Source organism: Candidatus Avelusimicrobium luingense (assembly GCF_902757105.1).
Taxonomy (GTDB): Bacteria; Elusimicrobiota; Elusimicrobia; order Elusimicrobiales; family Elusimicrobiaceae; genus Avelusimicrobium; species Avelusimicrobium luingense.
In genome coordinates, this window is the sequence record NZ_CACVTK010000003.1 from 142,361 (window position 1) to 163,615 (window position 21,255).

Annotated in this window: 26 protein-coding genes; 22 read left to right on the forward strand and 4 right to left on the reverse strand. The window is 45.6% G+C overall.

What is annotated here, in order from left to right:
* Window positions 1–172: 172 nt before the first annotated feature.
* The 17 genes from ACQY3H_RS04065 to ACQY3H_RS04145 all read left to right on the forward strand — a co-directional run bounded on the left by ACQY3H_RS04065 (window position 173) and on the right by ACQY3H_RS04145 (window position 14,373).
* Window positions 173–805 (forward strand): adenylate kinase, encoded by a 633-nt coding sequence (locus ACQY3H_RS04065; protein ID WP_428075120.1) that lies wholly within the window; start codon window positions 173–175, stop codon window positions 803–805.
* 1 nt (window position 806) lies between these two features.
* Window positions 807–1,559: a type I methionyl aminopeptidase gene (gene map / locus ACQY3H_RS04070; RefSeq protein WP_428075122.1), complete on the forward strand. Its 753-nt coding sequence runs from the start codon at window positions 807–809 to the stop codon at window positions 1,557–1,559.
* Between the two features lie 76 nt (window positions 1,560–1,635).
* Window positions 1,636–1,848, forward strand: coding sequence for a translation initiation factor IF-1 (gene infA, locus ACQY3H_RS04075; protein WP_428075125.1), 213 nt, complete (start codon window positions 1,636–1,638; stop codon window positions 1,846–1,848).
* The gene (rpmJ, locus tag ACQY3H_RS04080) at window positions 1,849–1,962 is read left to right on the forward strand and encodes a 50S ribosomal protein L36 (RefSeq protein WP_177746066.1); all 114 of its coding nucleotides are present in this window, start codon (window positions 1,849–1,851) and stop codon (window positions 1,960–1,962) included.
* 22 nt (window positions 1,963–1,984) lie between these two features.
* Window positions 1,985–2,359, forward strand: coding sequence for a 30S ribosomal protein S13 (gene rpsM, locus ACQY3H_RS04085; RefSeq protein ID WP_428048679.1), 375 nt, complete (start codon window positions 1,985–1,987; stop codon window positions 2,357–2,359).
* A 20-nt stretch (window positions 2,360–2,379) separates the two neighbouring features.
* Window positions 2,380–2,802 carry a 30S ribosomal protein S11 gene (gene rpsK / locus ACQY3H_RS04090; protein WP_428075128.1) on the forward strand — a complete coding sequence of 141 codons (423 nt, stop codon included), beginning with the start codon at window positions 2,380–2,382 and terminating at the stop codon, window positions 2,800–2,802.
* Between the two features lie 5 nt (window positions 2,803–2,807).
* Window positions 2,808–3,437: a 30S ribosomal protein S4 gene (rpsD, locus tag ACQY3H_RS04095; RefSeq protein WP_428075130.1), complete on the forward strand. Its 630-nt coding sequence runs from the start codon at window positions 2,808–2,810 to the stop codon at window positions 3,435–3,437.
* 16 nt (window positions 3,438–3,453) lie between these two features.
* Window positions 3,454–4,443 (forward strand): DNA-directed RNA polymerase subunit alpha, encoded by a 990-nt coding sequence (locus ACQY3H_RS04100; protein WP_428075132.1) that lies wholly within the window; start codon window positions 3,454–3,456, stop codon window positions 4,441–4,443.
* A gap of 15 nt (window positions 4,444–4,458) precedes the next feature.
* Window positions 4,459–4,803 carry a 50S ribosomal protein L17 gene (rplQ, locus tag ACQY3H_RS04105; RefSeq protein ID WP_428075134.1) on the forward strand — a complete coding sequence of 115 codons (345 nt, stop codon included), beginning with the start codon at window positions 4,459–4,461 and terminating at the stop codon, window positions 4,801–4,803.
* A gap of 10 nt (window positions 4,804–4,813) precedes the next feature.
* A complete protein-coding gene (locus ACQY3H_RS04110; RefSeq protein ID WP_428075136.1) occupies window positions 4,814–5,857 on the forward strand; it encodes a rod shape-determining protein in 1,044 nt (347 codons plus the stop codon).
* A gap of 190 nt (window positions 5,858–6,047) precedes the next feature.
* Entirely contained in the window at window positions 6,048–6,821 is a 774-nt protein-coding gene (mreC, locus tag ACQY3H_RS04115; protein ID WP_428075138.1) for a rod shape-determining protein MreC, read from the forward strand.
* Window positions 6,805–7,299 carry a hypothetical protein gene (locus ACQY3H_RS04120; RefSeq protein ID WP_428075140.1) on the forward strand — a complete coding sequence of 165 codons (495 nt, stop codon included), beginning with the start codon at window positions 6,805–6,807 and terminating at the stop codon, window positions 7,297–7,299. Before mreC ends, ACQY3H_RS04120 begins: the two co-directional genes overlap by 17 nt.
* 11 nt (window positions 7,300–7,310) lie before the next feature.
* Window positions 7,311–9,149 carry a penicillin-binding protein 2 gene (mrdA, locus tag ACQY3H_RS04125; protein WP_428075142.1) on the forward strand — a complete coding sequence of 613 codons (1,839 nt, stop codon included), beginning with the start codon at window positions 7,311–7,313 and terminating at the stop codon, window positions 9,147–9,149.
* 1 nt (window position 9,150) lies between these two features.
* Entirely contained in the window at window positions 9,151–10,479 is a 1,329-nt protein-coding gene (locus tag ACQY3H_RS04130; protein ID WP_428075144.1) for an FtsW/RodA/SpoVE family cell cycle protein, read from the forward strand.
* A gap of 33 nt (window positions 10,480–10,512) precedes the next feature.
* Entirely contained in the window at window positions 10,513–11,184 is a 672-nt protein-coding gene (locus tag ACQY3H_RS04135; RefSeq protein ID WP_428075146.1) for a DUF2344 domain-containing protein, read from the forward strand.
* Between the two features lie 33 nt (window positions 11,185–11,217).
* On the forward strand, window positions 11,218–12,672 hold the full coding sequence (locus ACQY3H_RS04140; protein ID WP_428075148.1) for an Rne/Rng family ribonuclease: 1,455 nt from the start codon (window positions 11,218–11,220) through the stop codon (window positions 12,670–12,672).
* 12 nt (window positions 12,673–12,684) lie between these two features.
* Window positions 12,685–14,373 carry an N-acetylmuramoyl-L-alanine amidase gene (locus tag ACQY3H_RS04145; protein WP_428075150.1) on the forward strand — a complete coding sequence of 563 codons (1,689 nt, stop codon included), beginning with the start codon at window positions 12,685–12,687 and terminating at the stop codon, window positions 14,371–14,373.
* Window positions 14,374–14,435: 62 nt separating this feature from the next.
* On the opposite strand, the gene ACQY3H_RS04150 is transcribed toward ACQY3H_RS04145, so the two are convergent.
* Together ACQY3H_RS04150 and ACQY3H_RS04155 are read right to left on the reverse strand one after the other, a co-directional pair.
* On the reverse strand, window positions 14,436–14,936 hold the full coding sequence (locus tag ACQY3H_RS04150; RefSeq protein WP_428075152.1) for a type IV pilin protein: 501 nt from the start codon (window positions 14,934–14,936) through the stop codon (window positions 14,436–14,438).
* 130 nt (window positions 14,937–15,066) lie between these two features.
* Window positions 15,067–16,134, reverse strand: a complete 1,068-nt coding sequence (locus tag ACQY3H_RS04155) for an ankyrin repeat domain-containing protein (protein ID WP_428075154.1) — start codon at window positions 16,132–16,134, stop codon at window positions 15,067–15,069.
* A 188-nt stretch (window positions 16,135–16,322) separates the two neighbouring features.
* Between ACQY3H_RS04155 and ACQY3H_RS04160 the strand changes: the two genes are divergently transcribed.
* From ACQY3H_RS04160 to ACQY3H_RS04170, 3 genes are all read left to right on the forward strand, one after another.
* Window positions 16,323–16,856, forward strand: coding sequence for a chromate transporter (locus ACQY3H_RS04160; protein WP_428075156.1), 534 nt, complete (start codon window positions 16,323–16,325; stop codon window positions 16,854–16,856).
* Window positions 16,853–17,374, forward strand: a complete 522-nt coding sequence (locus ACQY3H_RS04165; protein ID WP_428075158.1) for a chromate transporter — start codon at window positions 16,853–16,855, stop codon at window positions 17,372–17,374. Before ACQY3H_RS04160 ends, ACQY3H_RS04165 begins: the two co-directional genes overlap by 4 nt.
* Window positions 17,375–17,511: 137 nt before the next feature.
* A complete protein-coding gene (locus ACQY3H_RS04170) occupies window positions 17,512–18,249 on the forward strand; it encodes a hypothetical protein (RefSeq protein WP_428075160.1) in 738 nt (245 codons plus the stop codon).
* A 103-nt stretch (window positions 18,250–18,352) separates the two neighbouring features.
* Here the strand turns inward: ACQY3H_RS04170 and ACQY3H_RS04175 are convergent, their stop codons facing one another.
* Both ACQY3H_RS04175 and ACQY3H_RS04180 read right to left on the reverse strand, forming a co-directional pair.
* A complete protein-coding gene (locus ACQY3H_RS04175; protein WP_428075162.1) occupies window positions 18,353–18,967 on the reverse strand; it encodes a hypothetical protein in 615 nt (204 codons plus the stop codon).
* A gap of 2 nt (window positions 18,968–18,969) precedes the next feature.
* Window positions 18,970–19,638 (reverse strand): M48 family metallopeptidase, encoded by a 669-nt coding sequence (locus tag ACQY3H_RS04180; protein ID WP_428075164.1) that lies wholly within the window; start codon window positions 19,636–19,638, stop codon window positions 18,970–18,972.
* Window positions 19,639–19,742: 104 nt separating this feature from the next.
* Between ACQY3H_RS04180 and gcvT the strand changes: the two genes are divergently transcribed.
* Window positions 19,743–20,825, forward strand: a complete 1,083-nt coding sequence (gene gcvT / locus ACQY3H_RS04185; RefSeq protein ID WP_428075166.1) for a glycine cleavage system aminomethyltransferase GcvT — start codon at window positions 19,743–19,745, stop codon at window positions 20,823–20,825.
* A 9-nt stretch (window positions 20,826–20,834) separates the two neighbouring features.
* Entirely contained in the window at window positions 20,835–21,215 is a 381-nt protein-coding gene (gene gcvH, locus ACQY3H_RS04190) for a glycine cleavage system protein GcvH (RefSeq protein ID WP_428075168.1), read from the forward strand.
* Window positions 21,216–21,255: the final 40 nt, after the last annotated feature.

Genomic DNA, 21,255 nt, shown 5'->3' on the forward strand with positions numbered 1-21,255 from the left:
TGCGTTGTTGTTACGCGGCTCGCTTAACGAAGTAAGCTTCGCCGCTACACGCCTAGCAATCTCCTCAAAAACCCATAAACTATTAAGTTGGATGTGGAGGGAAGAAATTCCCAAAAATTCCACAAACTATCCCGGTTTGGCAGGAAAAATTTTAGCAGTAAAAGAGTAATTTATGAACATTATTTTAATGGGATGTCCGGGTGCCGGTAAAGGCACACAATCTGCGAAATTGTTACAAACATTTCCGTTGCATCATATTTCTACGGGCGATGTCTTGCGCGCAGAAATTGCATCGGGATCGCCGTTAGGTAAACAATTGGGCGAAATTGTCAATAAAGGCAATTTGGTACCGGATGAACTGATGGTGCAGATGTTGGAGAAAATCGTCAAATCTACGGACAAAGGAATTATTTTTGACGGGTTTCCGCGTACGGTTCCGCAAGCCGAAGCATTAGATGCTATGATGCAACGCTTGAACCGCGCGATTACACACGTCATTATGATTGATCTTCCCGCAGAAGAAGTTGTCAACCGCATTTGCTCGCGCAGACAATGCAAAAAATGCGGTGCGATTTTGCGTGTAGATATAAAAAACCCGTTAGAAAAATGTTCGGCTTGCGGCGGCGAATTATACACGCGTCCCGATGATACTCCCGAACGTGCTACACACCGTTTAGAAGTATATCGCAACAGCACGCTGCCGGTAAAAAATTATTACCAGACCAGCGGGAAATATGTGGAAGTGAACGGCAATCAAACGCCGGAAAAAGTTTTTGAGGATATTACAAAAATCCTTGAGAAATAAAATGATTGAAGTAAAAAACGAACAAGAACTTGAACGTATGCGCGCCGCCGGAAAGGTGACGGCTGCGGTTCTTAAGCAAATGACCGAGCTAGTCAAACCGGGCATTTCTACGTTGGAGTTAGACAAAGCTGCGGAAAAAACGATTCGTTCCTTCGGAGCGACGCCGCTTTTTCTGGGGTATTACGGGTTTCCGGGCAGTATTTGCGCGTCTGTGAACGAAGAAGTCGTGCACGGAATCCCAAAAAAAGATAGAATATTAAAGAGTGGTGATATTATCAGTATCGATACAGGAGCCCGCCTTGACGGTTTCTGTTCGGATGCCGCAATCACGCTCGGCGTGGGAAAAGTTTCTGAGGAAGCCCAAAAATTGATGGACGTAACGAAAAAATCGTTATACAAAGCCATCGGGCAAATCAAACCGGGCCGCCGTCTTGGTGACGCGCAGCACGCGGTGGAAACATTTGCCATGCAACATAACATGGGAGTCGTTCGCGATTATTGCGGGCATGGAATCGGCCGCAATATGCACGAAGAGCCAAACATCCCCAACTTCGGCAAACCGGGCACCGGCCCGATATTAGAAGCGGGAATGACCTTGGCGATTGAGCCCATGCTTACTGCGGGAACTTATAAAGTCAGGGAGTTGGATGACGGTTGGACGGTGGTCACATTGGACGGCAGTTATGCGGCCCACTTTGAACATACGATAGCCGTTACCGCTAACGGCAGTGAAATTCTCACTGCTTTTGAATAACACATCGGACGCGTTTAAGAAGTAAAAAACGCGACGCGGTGTTTGTTCCGACAATTTAATCCGAACTCGGAGTTGTATGAGTGACAAAATAGAAGTTGAGGGTAAAGTCTTAGAAGCGCTTCCCAATGCAATGTTCAAAATTGAAATTGCAGGCGGCAAAGTCATTCTGGGACACATATCCGGCAAAATGAGAGTTCATCATATAAGAATTCTGCCGGGAGACAGCGTGAAGTTGGAATTATCTCCGTACGATTTAACCCGTGGCAGAATAACTTATAGGGAGAAATAAATGAAAGTCAGAGCCAGTGTAAAAAAGATATGTCAGAAATGCAAAATTATTAAACGCAACGGCGTAGTTCGTGTGGTTTGCGAAGTAGCAAAACACAAACAACGCCAAGGTTAATTTACAGGAGTTTTAGAGAAATATGGCTAGAGTCGCAGGTATTGATTTACCGAAAAACAAAAGAATTGATGTCGCATTGGAATACATTTACGGCATCGGCAAGAAAAACGCCAAAGAAGTGCTTGCTAAAGTAGAAGGCCAAATTGACCCCGCTACCCGCGTGAAAGATTTGACCGAACAACAAGCCGGTTTGCTCAACACCATTTTGCAGAAAGAATACAAAGTGGAAGGCGAACTGCGCCGCGAAGTCGCGCAAAACATTCACCGCGCGATTGAAATCGGCTCCTATCGGGGTCAGCGCCATCGCCGCAATCTGCCCGTACGCGGCCAACGCACCAAAACCAACAGCAGAACCCGCCGCGGCAGAAGAAAAACCGTGGGTTCTAAAACCAAATAACTTTTAGAAGGAATTTTACTATGGCAGAAGAAAAAGTAACCTCGTCCGCACCGGCCCAAGCGCCTGCGGCGAAAGCAAAAAAGAAAAACTCCAAAGCCCCGGCTTTTGGTGTCGTGCATATTTATTGCTCGTTTAACAACACCATCGTAACCGTTTCCGATGACAAAGGCAACACCGTTGCTTGGTCTACCGCCGGTTCCCATGGTTTCAAAGGTACCAAGAAGTCTACTCCGTTTGCTGCGCAAATCACCAGCAACAAAGCGGCCGAAAAAGCCTATGCGCTTGGTATGCGTGAAGTAGCCGTCAAGGTTTGTGGGCCCGGTCAAGGCCGCGAAACGGCCGTTCGTGCCGTCCAACAAGCCGGACTTCTCGTGTCTTCTATTAAAGACATCACCCCCATCCCGCACAACGGATGCAGACCGCCTAAAGCACGGAGAGTATAATTTTTATGTCAAGATATACAGGACCTGCCTGCAAAAAATGCAGAAAATTAGATTGCAAATTGTTCCTTAAAGGAACGAAGTGTTACACCAACTGTGTCATGGACAAGTTGGCCGCTGCCACCAAACGCGGTGGTAAAGTACGCAAAGCAAAAGTATCGGAATATGGTATCCGCTTACAAGAAAAACAGAAAGCCAAATGGCAATCTGGTATGTCGGAAATTCCGTTCCACAATTTGTTTGATGCTGCTGCCAAAGCCGAAGGACAAACCGGTGAAAATTTCTTACGCAAATTGGAAACCCGGTTGGATAACGTCGTTCGCCGCTTAGGGTTTGCTGTATCGCTCAAGGCCGCGCGCCAAATCGTGTTGCACGGGTATGTAACGGTCAACGGCAAAGCCGTCAATGTGCCGTCTTACCAATTGCGCATCGGCGACAAGGTAACTTTGGATAAATCTATGGCAGAAAACGTCATGGTCAAACAAGGTTTAACCGAAGCGGAAAAACATAACCAACGCCCGAGTTTCTTAGAATATGACGGCGAAAAAATGACCGGTAAATTGTTAAGATGGCCCGACAGAGCGGAAATGTCCTACCCTGTCAATGAGCAGCTCATTGTAGAATACTATTCTAAATAATAGTTTGGAGGCTTACATGGCTTTAAATGAATTGGTTCTTCCTCAAAAAATTCAGTTGGAAGAAAAAACTGCGTCTGATTTCTATGGCAAATTTATTGCCGAACCGTATGAAAGCGGTTATGGTCACACCGTAGGAAATTCCTTACGCCGGATTTTACTTTCCGGTATGGAAGGGGCCGCAGTTAGCGCCGTACGCATCGCGGGAGCCGTACACGAATTTAGCACGATTCCCAATGTGCGCGAAGACGTTATCAATATCTTGCTTAACTTTAAGCACTTACGTGTGAAAATGGAAGGCAAGGCCAAAGAATATGTGCAATTGCACGCTTCCAAACCCGGCGTTGTTACGGCGGCGGACATTGAAGAAGTGGACGGCGTAGAAATTGTCAATAAAGATCTCGTGCTTGCTACGTTAGAAGTCGGCGGGGCGCTTGATATTGAAATTGAACTTACCCGCGGCAAAGGATACGTTTCTGCCGAGGAACACGCCAAAGTCCAACGTCCGGCCGGATTTATCCCGGTAGATTCGTTGTACTCGCCGATTGTAAAAGTCCATTACGATGTGGAACCGGCGCGCGTAGGCCAAAAGACCGACTATGACCGTTTGATTTTGGAAATTACCACCGACGGTACATTAGAACCGGCCCGTGCCTTGCACCGCGCAGCGGTATTGTTATCGGGTTCTCTTCATATCTTTACGATTGAAGGCGAAGACGATTGCGTAGCCACCACCAGCGACCAAGTTGCCGAAGAATCGGTCGTTGCGCCGGCTGCTACGGCCGCTTCCAGCAAACAGGAAGATTTGCTCAATCAATCTATTGAATTTATTGAGTTATCTTCCCGTTCCATTAACTGCCTCAAATCCGAAAACATTCACACGGTACGCGATTTGGTTAAAATGACCGAAGACGACCTGAAAATGATTAAAAATTTCGGGGCAAAATCTATGGACGAAATCAAAGAAAGACTCACAGAAATGCACCTTTCTTTGGGTATGAAAATTTAAGGAGTAACTTTCAGTATGATTAAGAATACCGGATACCGGAAATTAGGCAAAACCGCCTCTCACCGCAAAGCGATGTTAAACAACATGGCTACCAGCATCATCTTGCACGAAGAAGTCAAGACAACGCTTCAAAAAGCCAAAGAAGTACGCCGCGTGGTGGAAGGGTTGATTACGTTAGCCAAAGCCAACAATATGGCTGCTGCGAAAGAAACCCTGAAAGATGAAGCGGCTTGCAAAAAATTAGCCGAAGTGTTGGCGGCCCGTTACGCCAACCGCCCGGGTGGGTTCTGCCGGATTTACCGCGCAGGGCTTCGCCAAGGGGACAATGCGGAAGTAGCCATTGTAAAATTAGTTGATTAAGAGGCAACCGATGGTAATAGACTATTTAGGAGGGCTTTTTTCCTCGGACTTAGGGATGGACTTAGGTACAGCCAACTGCTTGATTTACGTCAAGGATAAAGGCATTGTACTTCGTGAGCCGTCCGTCGTCGCGGTGGAAAGAGAAACCGGTGAAGTTAAAGCCGTAGGCGCTAAGGCCAAACAAATGTTAGGCCGCACGCCTGCCAACATCGTAGCCGTTCGCCCGATGAAAAACGGTGTAATTGCGGATTTTGAAGTAACACAAGAAATGATTCGTTACTTTATTCGTAAAGTACATAGCCGTAGCAGTCTGTTACGTCCCCGCATTGTAATCGGAATCCCTTCGGACATTACCGGCGTGGAACGCCGGGCCGTTGATGATGCCGCCCGCCAAGCCGGCGCGCGGGAAGTGTATTTGATCGAAGAACCCATGGCTTCGGCCATGGGTGCCGATTTGCCTATCGCCGAACCGCATGCCAGCATGATTGTGGATATCGGCGGAGGTACGACGGAAGTAGCGGTTATTTCATTAGGCGGCATGGTAGTAGCCAAATCTATTGATGTTGCCGGAGACGAATTAACCGAGTGTATTGTGCAATATTTCCGCAAAAAATACAGTTTAATCGTCGGCGAAACGACTGCCGAAGAAGTAAAGATTAATTTAGGTTCAGTTTATCCGTTAAAAGAAGAAAGATCCATGGAAGTAAAAGGCCGCGACCAGACACAAGGTTTGCCGCGTACCTTAACCGTAACTTCCGAAGAAATCCGTCAGGCTTTAATGGAACCGGTGCGTTTGATTTTAGATGTTATCAAAAGCACATTGGAAGAAACACCGCCGGAACTCGCTGCCGATTTGGTGGACAGAGGGCTTGTGGTGGCCGGTGGCGGAAGTCTTTTACGGGGTATTACCGAACTCATCCGCAAGGAAACAGATATCCCGGTGCACCGCGCAGCCGATCCGCTGAGTTGTGTAGCATTGGGGACGGGCAAGTTTTTGGAACAACTTAACGAAAAAGGAACGCGCTTTTTCAGTTCGCGCGGCAAATCTTTCTAACTTGCTCTACGGTTCTTATGGAAAGCGGACACTGCTTGAAAGAAAAGCCGTGTCCGCTTTTTGGTTTGTATAGATAAATTTTGATTTTATTATGGCTCTTGTTACACGAAAACGTACCCGAAAAGTTTATACAGGTAACCGACGCCGGTTTTTCTTTCCGGTAGTCTTTTTGCTCCTATCGTTTTTACTTATGATTTTGCCGTTGGAGGGCATTGTCGTTTCTGTCAAAACGGTATTGTCTTATATTTTTATTCCGCCGATACGGGCCGCGCACGGAACGGTTAAATATGCACAAGGGGTACACCAAACGGTACAGGAATTATTGGAAACCCACCAAGAAAATTTGCGCTTAAAACAACAAATAGAAATGGAACATCTTCGCGCTACACAAGCCGAAACTGTATTTAAGGAAAACGAACGCTTAACCGAAGAGTTAGATTTGGAATCGGCCTGGCCTTGGCAAGGTATATGGGCTAAGGTGGCTTACCGCGAGCCTAGCCAATGGAACACCGTCACCATTGATAAAGGATCGGCAGATGGCATTCGGGAACGCAGCGCTGTATTATCCTTGGAACAAGGCCAAGACGGATTAGCCGGTGTTGTGGTGGAAGTTTCGGAAAATACTTCTAAAGTGCTACTGGTCCGTGATGAAGATTTTTCAGCGGCGGTTATGTTGGAAAACGGGCAAGAAGAAGGATTACTTGTCGGTGGTGGATCCGGGGCCGTTCGCATTAAATATATTCCGCTGCAAGCCGAGGTTTCCAAAGGGGATAAAGTAGTTACATCTGCAAATAGCAGTATTTTCCCGGCGGGCATTTTTGTAGGAACGGTGCGTGCTATACGCGATGACGGCAGTTTCCAAACCGCCCGCACGATTGAAATAGACCCGGCTGTACGGTCGTCTGCCGTTAAGGAAGTTTTTGTGCTTTCTAAACAGGAGCCTGTTTATGTGGAAAATTTGTAAGTTATTTGTTTTATTTGTGTTAGCCACCATCTGCCACTGGGGATTTGCGACGCTGTTTTCGTATGCGGAACTTAACGTGAATTTTATGTTGGTTTTTGCGATTGCCTTGTGTACGGTTATTCCGTTGGAAATCGGTTACCCGATTGTGTTTTTATGCGGACTCTTTTTAGATTTCTTCGGAGTTAAATTGTTTGGCAATAACGCCTTTTTATTTACGTTTGTGGCACTTATTATGTACACCTTGCGCGACCGGATTGATTTTTCCGGAATCATATCGCAAGTAGTGATTGTATTTTTACTAACGTGTATGGTCGGCGTATGCAATCATATCTTGTTAGCCTGGTTTACGCCCGCATCTTTTTGGCCGGGAATTGGCAGTTTATTCGGCGGAGCCGTGGTGGGGGCATTGCTCGCCCCAATCGTCTTTGCTATCGTTCGGTTGATGTGCTACGATTTTATGACAGATGAACGATTGTAATAAAAAAACGTATGGCAACAGTTACCAAAATTTTATTTAATCAGCGTTTGAAAACTATGATGGTTTTGGCAGTAATCGCCGGAATTGTGATTGCTGTACGCCTGATTGATATACAAATTTTGCGTCATAACGATTATTTGCAATTGGCCGAACGTAACCGTACACAAATCTTATACCAAACGGCTCCTCGCGGCCGCGTATTTACGGCGGACGGTGTGGAAATTGCGTCTAATGCGCCGTCATTTAGTTTGTATTATTTGGGTGGCCAACAAGACCCTGCCTCTTTTTACCGTTTGGCGCGTGATTTTGCGCCCTATTTGCATGTGTCGCTTGTAGAATTGTTGGAAAAATTACATACGGGCGCCAAAAGCGGCAAATCGGTTTTGCTGGCGGAAAATTTATCTACTCCCAGCACGGTAGCGTTGCAAGAGTTGCAATACTATTATCCCGGTATTTATTTGATTGAGGAAACAAAACGCCACTATCCGTATGGTGATTTTGCCAGCCATTTGCTCGGGTATTTAGGAAGTATGGATGAACGCCAATGGCGTAAACGCGATAATAAATTAGGATATCGTTTAACGAGCAAAATCGGCAAGAACGGTATTGAACAAAAATACGAAAAAGAATTAAAAGGCAAAGACGGCGGCGTATTTTTGGAAGTAGATTACCGCGGCCGCGTAAAAAGTATTATTGAAGATAAAAAATGGGCAGCCGGCAGTGATGTATATTTAACACTTGATTTTGCCGTCCAAAAAGCCGCACAGGAAGGATTAAAAAACTCGCTTACGGGGCGTGGGGCCGCGGTGGCATTAGATCCTCGTACCGGGGCAGTACTTGCCATGGCCAGTGCTCCGGAATATGACCCGAATATTTTTGTTCCTTATAGCGATCAAATGCTTGCTCCTACTTCTAAAAAAATCAATGAATATAATTTAGCCATACAAGGTATTTATCCGCCCGCTTCTACTTTCAAGGTGATTACGGGTGCGGCGGCTTTGGAAAGCGATTCGTTTGATACGGAACGCAAAATTTCGTGTTATGGCAAATATGATTCCGGCCCGCGTATTTTCAAATGTTGGGGAACGCACGGACCGGTTGATTTTTGGGAAGGAATGGCTCACTCTTGCGACGTGTATTTTTATGCGATAGCCGCCCAAATGGGTTCTGCCGCTATTGAACGTGTGCAACGTATGTTTATGTTTGGCCGTCCGACCGGTATTGATTTGCCCGGTGAAAAAGCCGGCAATTTGTATGGACCTACGCGTCGGGCGCGTAATAAATCGTACTGGTTTATCGGAGATACGCTCAATTTATCTATCGGTCAAGGGGAATTGTTAGTTACGCCGCTTAAATTGGCGCAATTCGCGGCGGCTTTAGCCAGCCGGGGAAATGTGTACCGTCCGTATTATGTATCCAAAATCGTCAGTAACCAAACCGGAAAAACGAAGATTGTAGGTAAACCGGAAATTTTACAAGTGGCCGAGTTACAGCCCGAAACATATGATAAATTATTCAAAGCCTTAAAGCATACGGTGGATAACGGTACGGCGCGCCGCGCTAAAATTAAAGATATTGACGTTTACGGAAAAACGGGAACGGCCCAAAATCCGCATGGGGCTGATCACGGTTGGTTTATGGCCTTTGGGGCCTATCCGGGCGAAAAACCGTCTATTGCCGTAGTCGTGTTTGTGGAAAACGGAGAAGGCGGTTCTTCTGCCGCCGGCCCGATTGCTCATGATATGCTTAAAGCCTATTTTGATAATCCGCAACATAAACCGGTAGAAAAAGAACAAGCGGAAAAAACACAAGATGATTATGATGAATTATTAACAGGAGAAGATGCCTGATATGAGACAATTGGTTTCCGGCCGTAGCCGTATAGATTGGATGCTCTTTGGAGCCATGGTATTGTTGGTAGTCCTGGGGGCGTTATGTATTATGTCTGCGGTCAATAGTTTCTCGTGGACAACTCCGGTGGTGCGTACCCATTTTATTGCACTAGTCGCAGGAGCGGTTGCTTTTTTTGTCGGATGTAGTTTTAACTATCAAATCTATGATGAACAATGGAAAGCATTGTATGGGTTTATTCTGCTACTGCTGATAGGGGTATTGTTGTTTGGATCGTATCAGCGCGGGTCGCGCTCGTGGTTTGTGTTGCCGTTCTTTTCCATGCAACCTTCCGAAATTTGCCGCGTCGGAACAATTTTAATGGCAGCGGCTTTTATGGATAGACGCGGCCGTCGTATCCGTGATGTGGTGTCTGTATTTTATCTGGGGTTACTGTTACTGCCTATTTTCGGGCTGATTATGATGCAGCCGGATTTCTCATCGGTGGTAGTTACTTTACCGTCCATTATTATCTTATTGTTTTGCACAGGGATTAACTTGTTTTATTTGGGCCTTATTGCGCTTTTAGCCGGCGTGGCGGGGTTTTTTACGATTTCATGGACGTATATCTATCTGCACCCGGAATTGTTAGATTATGCGTGGATACGCGTGTTTAATGACTTGGCGCATAATGGGTGGTATATGGGTGTTTTTGCTGTAATTATTATGCTTTTGGGCTATGGTATGTGGTGGTTATTTAGGCAATTTCGTATTTTATTGCCGTCATTTTATTTTGTATTGGCAACAATAGTAGTGCTCATAGGATTAGTGGGGGGAATTTTTGTAGAGCACCAAATGAAACCGCACCAACGCAAACGCGTAGAAGCCTTTTTGGCTCCCAAATCCGATCCGCAAGGTGCCGGATATAATATCTTGCAAGCGCAAATTGCTATGGGCGCGGGTGGTATTATGGGTAAGGGGCTGTTTTCCGGTACCCAATCGCGTTTAGGGTTTGTGCCGGAACGACACACCGATTTTATTTTAGCCGTTGTGGGGGAAGAACTCGGCTTATGGGGCACGCTCCTGGTGCTTGGGTTATATTTTCTGATTTTATGGCGCATTATTGCCGTGGCGTATTTGTCGGGTGACAGGTACGGCTACCTAGTATGTGCCGGAATTTTTGGTATGTTTTTTACTTATATGCTAATCAACTATGGTATGTTGATAGGTATAGTGCCGGTAGCGGGGATACCACTTCCGTTTATTTCATACGGAGGATCTAACCTGGTGGCCAGTTTGTGGGCATTGGGGGTTGTGCAGTCGGTTTATGCGCGCCGCTTACGGGCATAAAAAAAGATGATAAACTCGCCAAAAAATTATAAAATGCGTATAGTGTTCCGTTGGGCAGATAATCAGGCGGAACATTCACATGCTTTGCGCGGTATAAAAAAAATGGTGCTTGACTCGGGTTTGCCATACGAGCCGTCTAAATTTGTAACAAGCCAACCGCGATTGGCTTACGGCCCGGCTCCCGCTAAAGGACAGCGGGCCGAGCGAGAGTACCTAGACATTTATCTGTTAGAACGGCGCAGCGAAGAAGAAGTGCGTGCTGCCTTGTTGCAAACGGCCCCCAGCGGGTTTGAGATTTTGCAACTGACGCGCGTGCCTTATCCGTTGCCTTCCGTACAGAACTTGATGGCCGCGATCAGGTACCGGGTGAAAGGCGATTTTTCGGCCTATATTTCGTCCGGGCGGAAGTTGGAAGATTGGAACGGCATGAGTCAGTTAGCGGTAACGGTGCAAGCCTTAAACGGTATTACATATGAAAAAAATTTAACCGACGGTTTGCTCGCATCGCGTGTACTCGGGCCGCAAGAGATAGAACTTACTCTTGTTCCGATAAGCGGACAATGGATACGTCCACAATGGTTTATGGCGGCGTGGCTGGATATTCCCGTCCCGGCGCAAGATGAAAACTTTACGGTAGAAGGGTTTGATTTTATCCGGCAGGAATTATGTTGGCGGGACACGCAAGGCGTGTACCACACGATATAAAAGGGATTTTTCCCTAAGCGAGGATTTTTTTACATGACAAAAACAATACCGGAACTTCCCGTAGTGGAAGCGTTAGTCAATACGTCGTTTGAAGAAACGCGTATTGCCATTTTAGAAGACGGGCGCGTCAATGAACTGTTATGGGAACGTCGCGGCGCGCTTAACATTGTAGGCAACATTTACAAAGGTACGGTAGAAAATGTACTCCCCGGTATCTCCAGCGCATTTTTGAATATCGGGTATGAAAAAAATGCATACCTGTATATTTCCGATGTAATCGGCGGGGACAAAAAGAACATTGATAAATCGTTACATAAAGGCCAAGAAGTGATGGTGCAAGTTGTTAAAGATGCCATCAGCACCAAGGGCATGAAAGTAACGATGGACGTGACTTTGCCCGGTCGTTATTTAGTACTTACGCCGCATCAAAGTTTTGTGGGAGTTTCCAAACATATTGAAGATTCCGAATCGCGCCATAAACTCAATGAAATTATGCAAGAGTTGGCTGAAAAACACTTAAACGGTATGGGGTGTATTGTCCGTACCGAAGCGGAAGAAGCCACGAAAGAAGAATTAGAACGTGAAGTGAAATACTTATATCGCCAATGGCAATCTATCGTCAAGAAATTTGAAACATCACGCTCTCCTAAACTCTTGCATGAAGATATGGACGCGGTCCTTCAGGTGGCGCGGGATGTGCTGTCCGAAAATGCCAAAGTCTATATGTTAGACAACGAAAAAGATTATGAACGCGTGATGGATTTTGTAAGTAAAAATTCGCCGGAACTGGCCGGACGCGTCAAACTCTACAAAGGCAAAACGCCGATTTTTGAAGCGTACGATGTAGAAAAAGAAATTGATAATTTGCGTAAAATTAAACTGCCGCTTCCTAACGGGGGCAGTATCATTATTCAAGAAGCCGAATCGCTCTGCGCGATTGATGTGAACACCGGAAAATTTACCGGTAATAAATCGCAGGAAGAAACGGTCACGCAAACCAACATTGAAGCCGCTAAAGAAATTGCACACCAATTACGTTTGCGCAACATCGGCGGTATTATCGTGATTGACTTTATCGATATGCGCAAGGCTTCCAGCCGCCACCGCGTTGTGGAGGCATTGGCCGAAGCCGTCCGCGGCGACCGCGCGAAAATACGTATCTTGCCCATTACGCGTTTAGGCCTTGTGGAAATGACCCGCGAGCGCAAACGCGCCAGCACCGGCAGTTTTATCAGTGAAGAATGTCCCCAATGCCACGGCTCGGGGCGCGTGTTATCTGCCGAAACCATGCGTATTAAAATCCAACGCGAAATTTACGATTTAACAAACGGGCGTCCCGGTGGAAATTTACGGGTGGTATTACACCCGGTGTTGGCCGAATCTATTAAGCAACGCCAAGAAGATATTGAGCAAAACATTCACCGCACACTCAAAATCCAAGCCGATCCGCAATTGGCGTGGGAAGATTACAAAATCGTATTGGAATAAAAACCAACGCGTATGAAACGGATGTTGCATTTCTTACAAGTTTTGGTAGCAGTTAGTTTCCTGTCCGTAGTTGCATACGGACAGGAAAAAGCGCCGTTTATCTTTTCGGGCCGCAAACAAGGAACGATAGAAACGGTACAAAAAAACGGCACTACTTATTTGAATTTGCAACAAACCGCCCGCAAGTTGGGGCTAAACGTAGAATTATTTGCCCGCTCCAAGCAAGCCAAACTGACCACCCGCGGTTTCTATGCCATTTTAACAGCCGGTATTAACGAACTGATTGTTAATGCACAGACCGTTAAACTGTCCGCTCCCGTTTTAATAGACGGGGGGGATATGTGGGCCCCCGCGGAATTTTTTGAGTTGCCCGTTTTGCAACAATCGCTGGCGAAAGAAATTGCATTTACAAATGGCGAATTGCAAGTGGAACGCCCCTACGATTTGGCACGGATAGATAATGAACTCTTAGCCAAAGAAGACCGTATTATTTTTAATCCGCGCCGCCAAGTAACGTGGACATCCGCGCAGCCAAATCCGCATACGGTAGAAATAACATTTCCCGATACGGGAATTAAACGGGTGGAAAATTTCCGACTTAAAACGGGGCATATTTCATCGGTATCTATCCGTCAAGATCGCGGAAATACCGTTGTCAAAACCATTTTGGGCAAACAGGGGAAACATTGGACGGTAGAAGAACACTCCGGGAAAATTTATTTCCGCGTAGGGCGCGAAAACTTGCAACCGATTCAAGACAAACCGGCTGCTCCGGCAGAAAAACCGGTGGCTAAAACACCGCAAACGAATGCGGTTAAAACTACTTCCGCGGCAGATGAACCGTTGCCCGCTCCGTCTGTAACGGACGATAGCGAAGATAGTATCCCGGCAGGTACGCCAACAATGGCCGTTGCCGCCGTGCCGGAAATGAAACCGACCCCGCAAACGGAAATCAAACCGACTCCGCAAACCGAAATCAAGCCCGCACCGGTAGCGGCTATTTCTCCGGTGCATAAAAAAATGCGTATTGTTATTGATCCGGGGCACGGCGGAAAAGATCCCGGGGCGGTACGCTCTCGCACGCGTGAAAAAGACCTTAATTTAGCGGTAGCCAAGGAATTATACAAATTACTGCAAAAGAAAAATTTTGAAGTCAAAATCACACGTGATAATGATACGTTTATCCCGCTTTCGGGTCGCTCCAAAATTGCCAATACTTTTAAGGCCGATTTGTTTATCTCGGTGCATACCAATTCGTCTAAGAATAAAAATGCCAACGGATTTGAAGTATATTTCCGCAGCGAAAAAGCAACCGATAAAGAAGCCGCTGATACGGCGGCATTAGAAAACGAAGCCATGCAATACGAAGAAGTCCATTACAATTTTGTGGACGCTTTGTTGCAGTCTTTGGCGAAAAATGAGTACATCAACGAAAGTTCCAAATTGGCCGGATATGTTAGAAATGCCGTATATAAACAGCCCGGTATCGGTATTGCCGTTAATCAAAATAGCAGTGTGCGTCAAGCCAACTTCTATGTGTTAAAAGGGGTGCAAAGCCCGGCTATTCTGGTGGAAATGGGATATATCAGCAGTAATAAAGACCGCGGCCGGCTGACGCAGAGTGCCGTGCAGAAAAAGATGGCACAAGGGATTTTTAATGGTGTATTAAACTACGCCAAGAACGAAGGTTGGATCAATTAGATTTTAGAATAGTTTTGTTAACACAACGCCTACAAAAGTGAACTAACTTTTGTGGGCTGTTTTTACGGGTTGGCGCAAATTTTTTGTCCCAAGGCGGTAGAACCCGAACAATCAATTTGACCGGGATGAGGTGACTGGTCCAACCAAACGGTATAGACAAATTCTTGTACGGATACGCAATCGCTTATCCGGGTATGTGTCTTGGATACCGTCGGGCAGTATCTGGCCAAAATGGCGTAATTGGCACTGGTGGCCGAGGCTTGCACTTGGCTGATGACATCAATATCAAAATAGGCATCACACGAGTAGGTAGTCCCGTCGTCGGCAGATAATTTTTTGCAGGTGCTTTCAGTGGCAAGTTCGTCCAAATCAAACGCATATTGGCCGTTGGCTAAATAATAGGCTTCCTGCGCGCGTTTCAAATCCGCAATAACTGTTTTCATGTTGGCCAGTCTTGCCTTTGTAACCGCTTTTTTATACTGCGGCAATGCCACACTGGCTAAAATGCCGATAATTAAAACAACAACTAATAGTTCAATCAGTGTAAAAGCTTTGTTGTTCATAAAATTCTCCTTTTCCCTTTCCACTATATTATCGTTTTTTTTTTTTGATTTGTCAAGGAAAATTTAGTATCCCGACGAAATGGCAAATCTGTAATAGAGACTTGCATTTAGTAGAGCGTCTCCGTGTTATTTATATCCAGGCATTACACAAGTTTTTTATAACAGCATCCGGTTTTTGTAAATGTTCTTGATTTTCCAGGGAAAGATACAGCAACGAATATGGAGTCACGCTTACCCAATATTCATGTGCTTGAGTGCGTTCTGCCACCTGTTTCCCGAATATATATATGGATTTATTATTCGGACATTGTTGTTCCCAATATCCTTTGTCTTTGGCGGAAGGAAATTGTTTGCGCCACGTTTGTACTCCTTCTCTGGCCAGACTTACATTATATTGTAAGCGATCTTCTATGGTTTCTATGAAACCCCACGAAAAAGTTTCGGGGTTTGAAGAACATTCCCAATGTGAAAAATCATTATCCTGGCGTTTGGTTATGCAGTGGTGTTGAATTCCAAAAAGCATACGTGTGCGCGTGGCGGAAGAACGGGCACCGAATTGTTGAAGTAATTTGACAATTTGTTTGCGCTCGGCGGTCGGGTCTTTCCTAAAGTGGCTTTTTGCAAAATCTAACAGGGAATCTCCGTTACTATCTTGCGAACTGTTTATGTCTGCATGGGCTTGTAATAGGTATTTAACGGCTTCTACGTCTCCCCGTGCTATTGAGTAAATCAGCGTAGAGATTCCTCCCGCAAATTTTCCGTTGATATCGGCTCCATAGGATAAAAGCAATTGGGCAATATCAAAATGATGATGGGCAACCGCGGTAAAAAATGCGGTGGTACCATTTTTGGGGTGATGGTATATGTCTGGCGGAATATGGTATTTTTCTACGTAATTACGTACGGAATTGATATCTCCCATTTCGGCGTTAGAGTACATATTGTCTGCTAAGTTCATGTAAGTCAGGGTATCGATGTAATCTTCGCAATGTTCTTCCTGTCCGTTTGAGCGGGTGCATTTGCGCACCGGCATACGTAATGCAATATCATCCGGGCGAGAAGTTGAAGTATAGGGTATTATCTTATGTGTCTGCGGTTGTGCTTGGGAAGTCGCAGGCTCCTCTAGGCCGCTTGTTATATCTTTTTTAATGTGATTAAAAAGTTTTTCCGGGATCTTCTTAAAAAAAGGCCCTGTCAAAAAGAGACATGCTATTAAAGTTCCAGTACCTAGTAAGAGTGCGAACGCAAAGATAAGCGGTTTCTTCATTTTTTCTCCGTTTGATTGTGATATCAATAATTATATTATAAATTATCTCTGTATTGCTGAAATTAAACTAACCCAAGGGAATACTTAAAAGAGCCGTGGTGAAATAGTAAAATAAAAATATGTTGTTTTCTTTATTTTACACATTTGCCAAAATCGGGCTATTTACTTTAGGCGGCGGATACGCGATGTTGCCGCTGATGGAACAGGAAATCGTAGAGAAACGTGCTTGGCTGAGTCGCACGGAATTTTTAGATACGGTCGCCCTTGCGCAAAGTGCGCCGGGTATTTTGGCAATCAATATGGCTATTTTGGTGGGATATCAACGCGCCAACGTGCGGGGGAGTATTTTTGCGGCGTTGGGGGCGGCGCTACCATCGTTTATCATTATTTTACTGATTGCCGTTTTCTTTCATAACTATCAACAAAACCCGGTCATTAACCGCATTTTCAAAGGAGTCCGCCCGGCGGTGGTGGCGCTGATTGCCGTTCCTGTTTTCCGGTTGGCGCGTGCGGCTGATATCGGGTGGAAAAATGTATGGTTGCCGATAACGGTGGTGGGGCTGGTGTGGGGGTTGCACGTTTCTCCGATATATGTGGTGTTGGCGGCGATAGCGGGCGGCTTTTGGTGGGCCGTTAGACGGGAGCGCGTATGATATATGTAAAATTGTTTCTCACGTTTTTCAAAATCGGTCTGTTTAATTTCGGCGGCGGATACGCCATGATTTCGTTTCTGCAAAACGAAGTTGTTTTCAAAAGCGGTTGGTTGACTACGGCACAATTTACCGATATCGTAGCCGTTAGCCAAGTTACGCCCGGTCCCGTCGGTATCAATATGGCCACTTATACGGGATACACAGTGGCGGACGCATGGGGCGCGGCGATAGCCACCTTTGCGGTATGTCTTCCGTCGTTTTTGTTGATGATTTGGTTAGGAAGTTTTTTACTCAAGCACCAACACTCGCCGCGTATGCAAGGCGTTCTTGCCGTATTGCGTCCGGCGGTAGTAGGCCTGATTGCGGCGGCCGCGCTTGTGTTGTGTAATAGCGAAAATTTCATTGATTACAAAAGTTATTTCTTCTTTGCACTCGCCTTTTTGCTTGTCTATCTGCGCAAAATCGGGCCCGTCGGTGTGCTGCTCTTTAGCGCCGCGGCGGGGCTTATCTGCTACTAAAACTAGTTTAGACTAACTTTTATTATACATCTTAAAATATGTTTTTTAAGAAGTAAAAAATTTTTTTTAAAAAAATACTTGTTAGTCTTTCCTAACTTTTGTATAATATATCTATCTTACTTAAAAGGAAAAGGAAAATGAAAAGAATTATTGTTGTATTTTTACTTACCGCAGTATTGGGCAGCACCCAACTGGCTGCGCATCACGTAACGTCTGCCGAACTCAAAACCGAGTTAGCCCGCGCCGTTGCGCAAGAAACCTTAAAAAATTCGCTTAATGTCTATGAGGTGCAAGCGACGGTTTCTTTTGAGAAAAAAATTTTACTGAAGGATACGATGTTCCGTCCGGCCCGCCATCCGGCAGATAGCAACCAAGTACTGTCTGTAGAAACCGCGCAGAAACAATGCCTAGGGGTATTGGTGTCTAAAGGTTCGCAAGTTGTCTTGCCCGCCGTTTGTTTGGAACAAGGCAACTATCAGCCCACCCGTATTGTAATGAAATTTAAGCAGGGAAACGAGGTGTCCGTTAAAGCCGATGACTTAGTCATCCGGGAAGATGTCGCTTGGGTAAATGTAGATGCTGCTTTGACGAAACAAAATCCCTATGTGATTTTTACACGTACGGAACAAGGAAAAACGTTGCAAGATAAATTCGGGGAACCGATGTCGGAACACTTAAAACAATTCTTCCGTAAACGCGGTGTAGTAGAACGCCGCCGTTGCCGAATGGGTATGGTATATAGCGACTCGCGCTTGCGCGTGGGGGAACCGGTATTTTATCAAGGCAAATTGGTGGCGTTAGTGAAAGCGCGGACCAAAACCTATGGCGGTTTGTTGGGCGGCGTATCGGAAAGCGCTCTTGCCGTCATCCGCTAGATACTTTTGAGTTACATCCGCTGTTTAGCCATAGCGGACTCCTATAGAAAACCGCCGGGTTAAGCCCCCGGCGGTTTTGCATATTATAACGATATAATAATTCTTATTTGTTTGATTTTAGTTTAATCGGTGTTACCGGCGTTTTGGTCTTCTTTGAAAGTTTCTTTTCATTTTCCTGACGAACTTGCAAAAACGAAAACGGCGCAATTTTTTGCTTTTCAAACAAGGCTTTCGGGTTGTAATATAAGCACAAATAAGTGATAAAGTTTTCTGTGGTCATGCGGACCAAAAAATCGTCGGAAGGCAAGCCGGTATCTAAATAAGAATAGACGAAAAAAGAAGAAATAAAGTCGGAGTCATATACATTGGTTTCAAAGACGGCTATGTCCGATAAGTACTTCCAACCGATCTGGCGGTCTTTATTTTTACAACGGTGAAAAGATAACGTGGTATCTTTTTTGGCAGTTTGCAATTCTTCTTCCACGGTTTGCCCAAACCATTTAGAAACTAACACGGTTTGGTCTTCTTGGCAGACACCGTCCATTTCATAATGCTTGCAATGCAAATCAAATTCATCGTTTTTACTGCAGCAAAATTTCTCAAAGAAGATGTAAGTCGTGGTTCCGTTACACGGCGGCGGGCACGACTTTTTGGATTGGGCATAACCCAAATTGCATAAGACAATACACAACGAAAAAACAAATCCTAATTTTTTCATCATTATTCTGCCGGGTTGTTTTCAGTTTTCTCTTTCGGGGTATTATCCGGCGGAAGCGTAATGTTAATTTCTTCAAAGACGGCGTCTTTATGCTCGTTTAGCCAACGACGGTGGAGTTTGTAATCGGGGCTAAACTCGCCCACAAGTTGCCAATACTCTTGCCCGTGATTCATAAACCGCAAATGGCATAATTCGTGAATTACTAAATAATCTTGCACCACCGGCGGCATTTTAATAATGCGGTAAGAATAATTGATATTTTTTTGCGATGAGCAACTGGCCCACAGCGTGCGCTGATCTTTTAGCACAACGCGATTATATTCCACGCCGATTTTTTCCGCCCACTCTTTGGTTTTTTGCGGTAAAACTTCGGCGGCCTTATCGCGTAGCCACTGTGTAACAAGTGCCGATGGATTGCTTTCTTTGTTTTGCAGATAGACGTGGAAAACGGCGCCGTCAAACGCCACGCCTTCTTCTTGGTCGGGCGTTATATAGGTGCGTGCTTCCAATAAATCGCCGTTAAAAAGCACTTTGTTACCGGCGGTTTGCGTGGGCGCGTTACCGTTTCCTTCGGTGGTTTTTTCATCCGTACCGAAGATTTCCGGCATTTCTTTTTTTAAGCGTTCTAAAAATAATTTTACGTCGCTGACGACGCTCTGTGTATCTGCCATAATTTTATTATAGCAGTTTAGGGTAAATTGCGGTTTGAATTACCGCGGGGTGGTGCCCAAAAATTATATGAATGTTTGATATAATAACCGTAAGGAGAAATAACGTGAGCGAAACTGCAACTCTAAAAACAACCGCCCTGTGCGAAGCCTGCAAACAGGCCGGCGGTAAAATGGTAGATTTCCACGGGTGGCTCTTGCCCGTTCAATATGATGGCATTTTAGCCGAACATAAAGCCGTACGCGAAAGCGCGGGAATGTTTGATGTGTCCCACATGGGCCAATTGTTTGTGGAAGGCAAAAAAGCGTGGGAGTTTTTGCAATATATTGCTTGCAATAATATCAAAAATGGCCCGGCCGAGGGAACGTACTTTCATATTTTAACCGAAGAAGGCACTATCATTGATGACGCCATCGCCTTTTGTTTATCCACCGAAAAATTTTTAGTGGTTGTTAATGCCGCTTGCGTGGAAACCGATTTTAATTGGTTTAGAAAACAGGCCGGAGATTTTGGTGTTACCGTTCGCAACGAAAGCGAGAAATGGAGCATGCTGGCCGTGCAAGGCCCTAAAGCGGTGGAAACGGTTAATCAACTGTTGCCCGGCGTGAAAGATTTGCCGCGTTTTCACATTTCGCCGATCACGATGTTCGGGGCGGACGGTTATGTAACCCGCACCGGATATACGGGCGAAGACGGGGTGGAAATTATGCTCCCCAATGCACAAATTACCGAGTTATGGAACGTATTAAAGCAACTCGGTGTAAAACCGTGCGGGCTGGGCGCGCGCGACGTATTACGCTTGGAAGCCGGCTATTTGCTTAACGGCGAGGACGCCAACCCAACCAAAACCCCGTACGAAGCCAACTGCGGGTGGGTGGTCAAACTGGCTAAAGAAAATTTTATCGGTAAAGCGGCACTTGTTGCCAAAAAAGCCGCCGGTTTTCAAAGCCGTTTAGTCGGCTTTGTGTTGAAAACCGCGGGCGTGCCGCGTGCTAACTGCAAGATTTTTTGTGATGGAAAAGAAGTAGGAATTTTGACAAGCGGCACTTTTTCGCCGCTCTATAAGGGGATTGCCGTTGGATATTTAGCCAGCGAAATTCCCGTCGGGGCAGATGTAGAAATTGAAATTCACAGCCGTCGCGTTCCGGCGCAAGTCGTTAAACCGCCGTTTTATAAAAACCGAGTTTAAGGAGAAATTATGTATAACGAAGAAAATTGCCGTTTTTTGAAAACACACGAATGGGCCTGTAAAGAAGGCGAAAATGCCGTCATTGGTATTTCTAACCACGCCCAAGAAGAAATCAGCGATATTGTATTTGTAGATTTGCCTAAAGTAGGCCGCGTAGTTAAAGTAGGTGAAAACTGCTGCGTGATTGAATCTGTCAAATCCGCTTCCGAAATTTATGCCCCCGTCAGCGGCGAAATCGTCGCCGTCAACGAAGCCTTAAACGGGGACCCGGCCCTTGTCAACCGCGAGCCGCACGGAAACGGTTGGTTATTCAAAATCAAAATGACAAACCCCGCCGAATATGATGTCTTATTAGATTTGGCGGCTTATAAAGCAACTATCCAAAAATAAAAATTATCCCCCGGTTTGTCCCGGGGGTTTTTGTTATATT

Excerpts from the sequence above, each read along its gene's own strand:
- ACQY3H_RS04065 (WP_428075120.1), top strand. The coding sequence starts at position 173 with ATGAACATTATTTTAATGGGATGTCCGGGTGCCGGTAAAGGCACACAA.
- map (WP_428075122.1), top strand. The coding sequence starts at position 807 with ATGATTGAAGTAAAAAACGAACAAGAACTTGAACGTATGCGCGCCGCC.
- infA (WP_428075125.1), top strand. The coding sequence starts at position 1,636 with ATGAGTGACAAAATAGAAGTTGAGGGTAAAGTCTTAGAAGCGCTTCCC.
- rpmJ (WP_177746066.1), top strand. The coding sequence starts at position 1,849 with ATGAAAGTCAGAGCCAGTGTAAAAAAGATATGTCAGAAATGCAAAATT.
- rpsM (WP_428048679.1), top strand. The coding sequence starts at position 1,985 with ATGGCTAGAGTCGCAGGTATTGATTTACCGAAAAACAAAAGAATTGAT.
- rpsK (WP_428075128.1), top strand. The coding sequence starts at position 2,380 with ATGGCAGAAGAAAAAGTAACCTCGTCCGCACCGGCCCAAGCGCCTGCG.
- rpsD (WP_428075130.1), top strand. The coding sequence starts at position 2,808 with ATGTCAAGATATACAGGACCTGCCTGCAAAAAATGCAGAAAATTAGAT.
- ACQY3H_RS04100 (WP_428075132.1), top strand. The coding sequence starts at position 3,454 with ATGGCTTTAAATGAATTGGTTCTTCCTCAAAAAATTCAGTTGGAAGAA.
- rplQ (WP_428075134.1), top strand. The coding sequence starts at position 4,459 with ATGATTAAGAATACCGGATACCGGAAATTAGGCAAAACCGCCTCTCAC.
- ACQY3H_RS04110 (WP_428075136.1), top strand. The coding sequence starts at position 4,814 with ATGGTAATAGACTATTTAGGAGGGCTTTTTTCCTCGGACTTAGGGATG.
- mreC (WP_428075138.1), top strand. The coding sequence starts at position 6,048 with ATGATTTTGCCGTTGGAGGGCATTGTCGTTTCTGTCAAAACGGTATTG.
- ACQY3H_RS04120 (WP_428075140.1), top strand. The coding sequence starts at position 6,805 with ATGTGGAAAATTTGTAAGTTATTTGTTTTATTTGTGTTAGCCACCATC.
- mrdA (WP_428075142.1), top strand. The coding sequence starts at position 7,311 with ATGGCAACAGTTACCAAAATTTTATTTAATCAGCGTTTGAAAACTATG.
- ACQY3H_RS04130 (WP_428075144.1), top strand. The coding sequence starts at position 9,151 with ATGAGACAATTGGTTTCCGGCCGTAGCCGTATAGATTGGATGCTCTTT.
- ACQY3H_RS04135 (WP_428075146.1), top strand. The coding sequence starts at position 10,513 with ATGCGTATAGTGTTCCGTTGGGCAGATAATCAGGCGGAACATTCACAT.
- ACQY3H_RS04140 (WP_428075148.1), top strand. The coding sequence starts at position 11,218 with ATGACAAAAACAATACCGGAACTTCCCGTAGTGGAAGCGTTAGTCAAT.
- ACQY3H_RS04145 (WP_428075150.1), top strand. The coding sequence starts at position 12,685 with ATGAAACGGATGTTGCATTTCTTACAAGTTTTGGTAGCAGTTAGTTTC.
- ACQY3H_RS04150 (WP_428075152.1), bottom strand. The coding sequence starts at position 14,936 with ATGAACAACAAAGCTTTTACACTGATTGAACTATTAGTTGTTGTTTTA.
- ACQY3H_RS04160 (WP_428075156.1), top strand. The coding sequence starts at position 16,323 with ATGTTGTTTTCTTTATTTTACACATTTGCCAAAATCGGGCTATTTACT.
- ACQY3H_RS04165 (WP_428075158.1), top strand. The coding sequence starts at position 16,853 with ATGATATATGTAAAATTGTTTCTCACGTTTTTCAAAATCGGTCTGTTT.
- ACQY3H_RS04170 (WP_428075160.1), top strand. The coding sequence starts at position 17,512 with ATGAAAAGAATTATTGTTGTATTTTTACTTACCGCAGTATTGGGCAGC.
- ACQY3H_RS04175 (WP_428075162.1), bottom strand. The coding sequence starts at position 18,967 with ATGAAAAAATTAGGATTTGTTTTTTCGTTGTGTATTGTCTTATGCAAT.
- ACQY3H_RS04180 (WP_428075164.1), bottom strand. The coding sequence starts at position 19,638 with ATGGCAGATACACAGAGCGTCGTCAGCGACGTAAAATTATTTTTAGAA.
- gcvH (WP_428075168.1), top strand. The coding sequence starts at position 20,835 with ATGTATAACGAAGAAAATTGCCGTTTTTTGAAAACACACGAATGGGCC.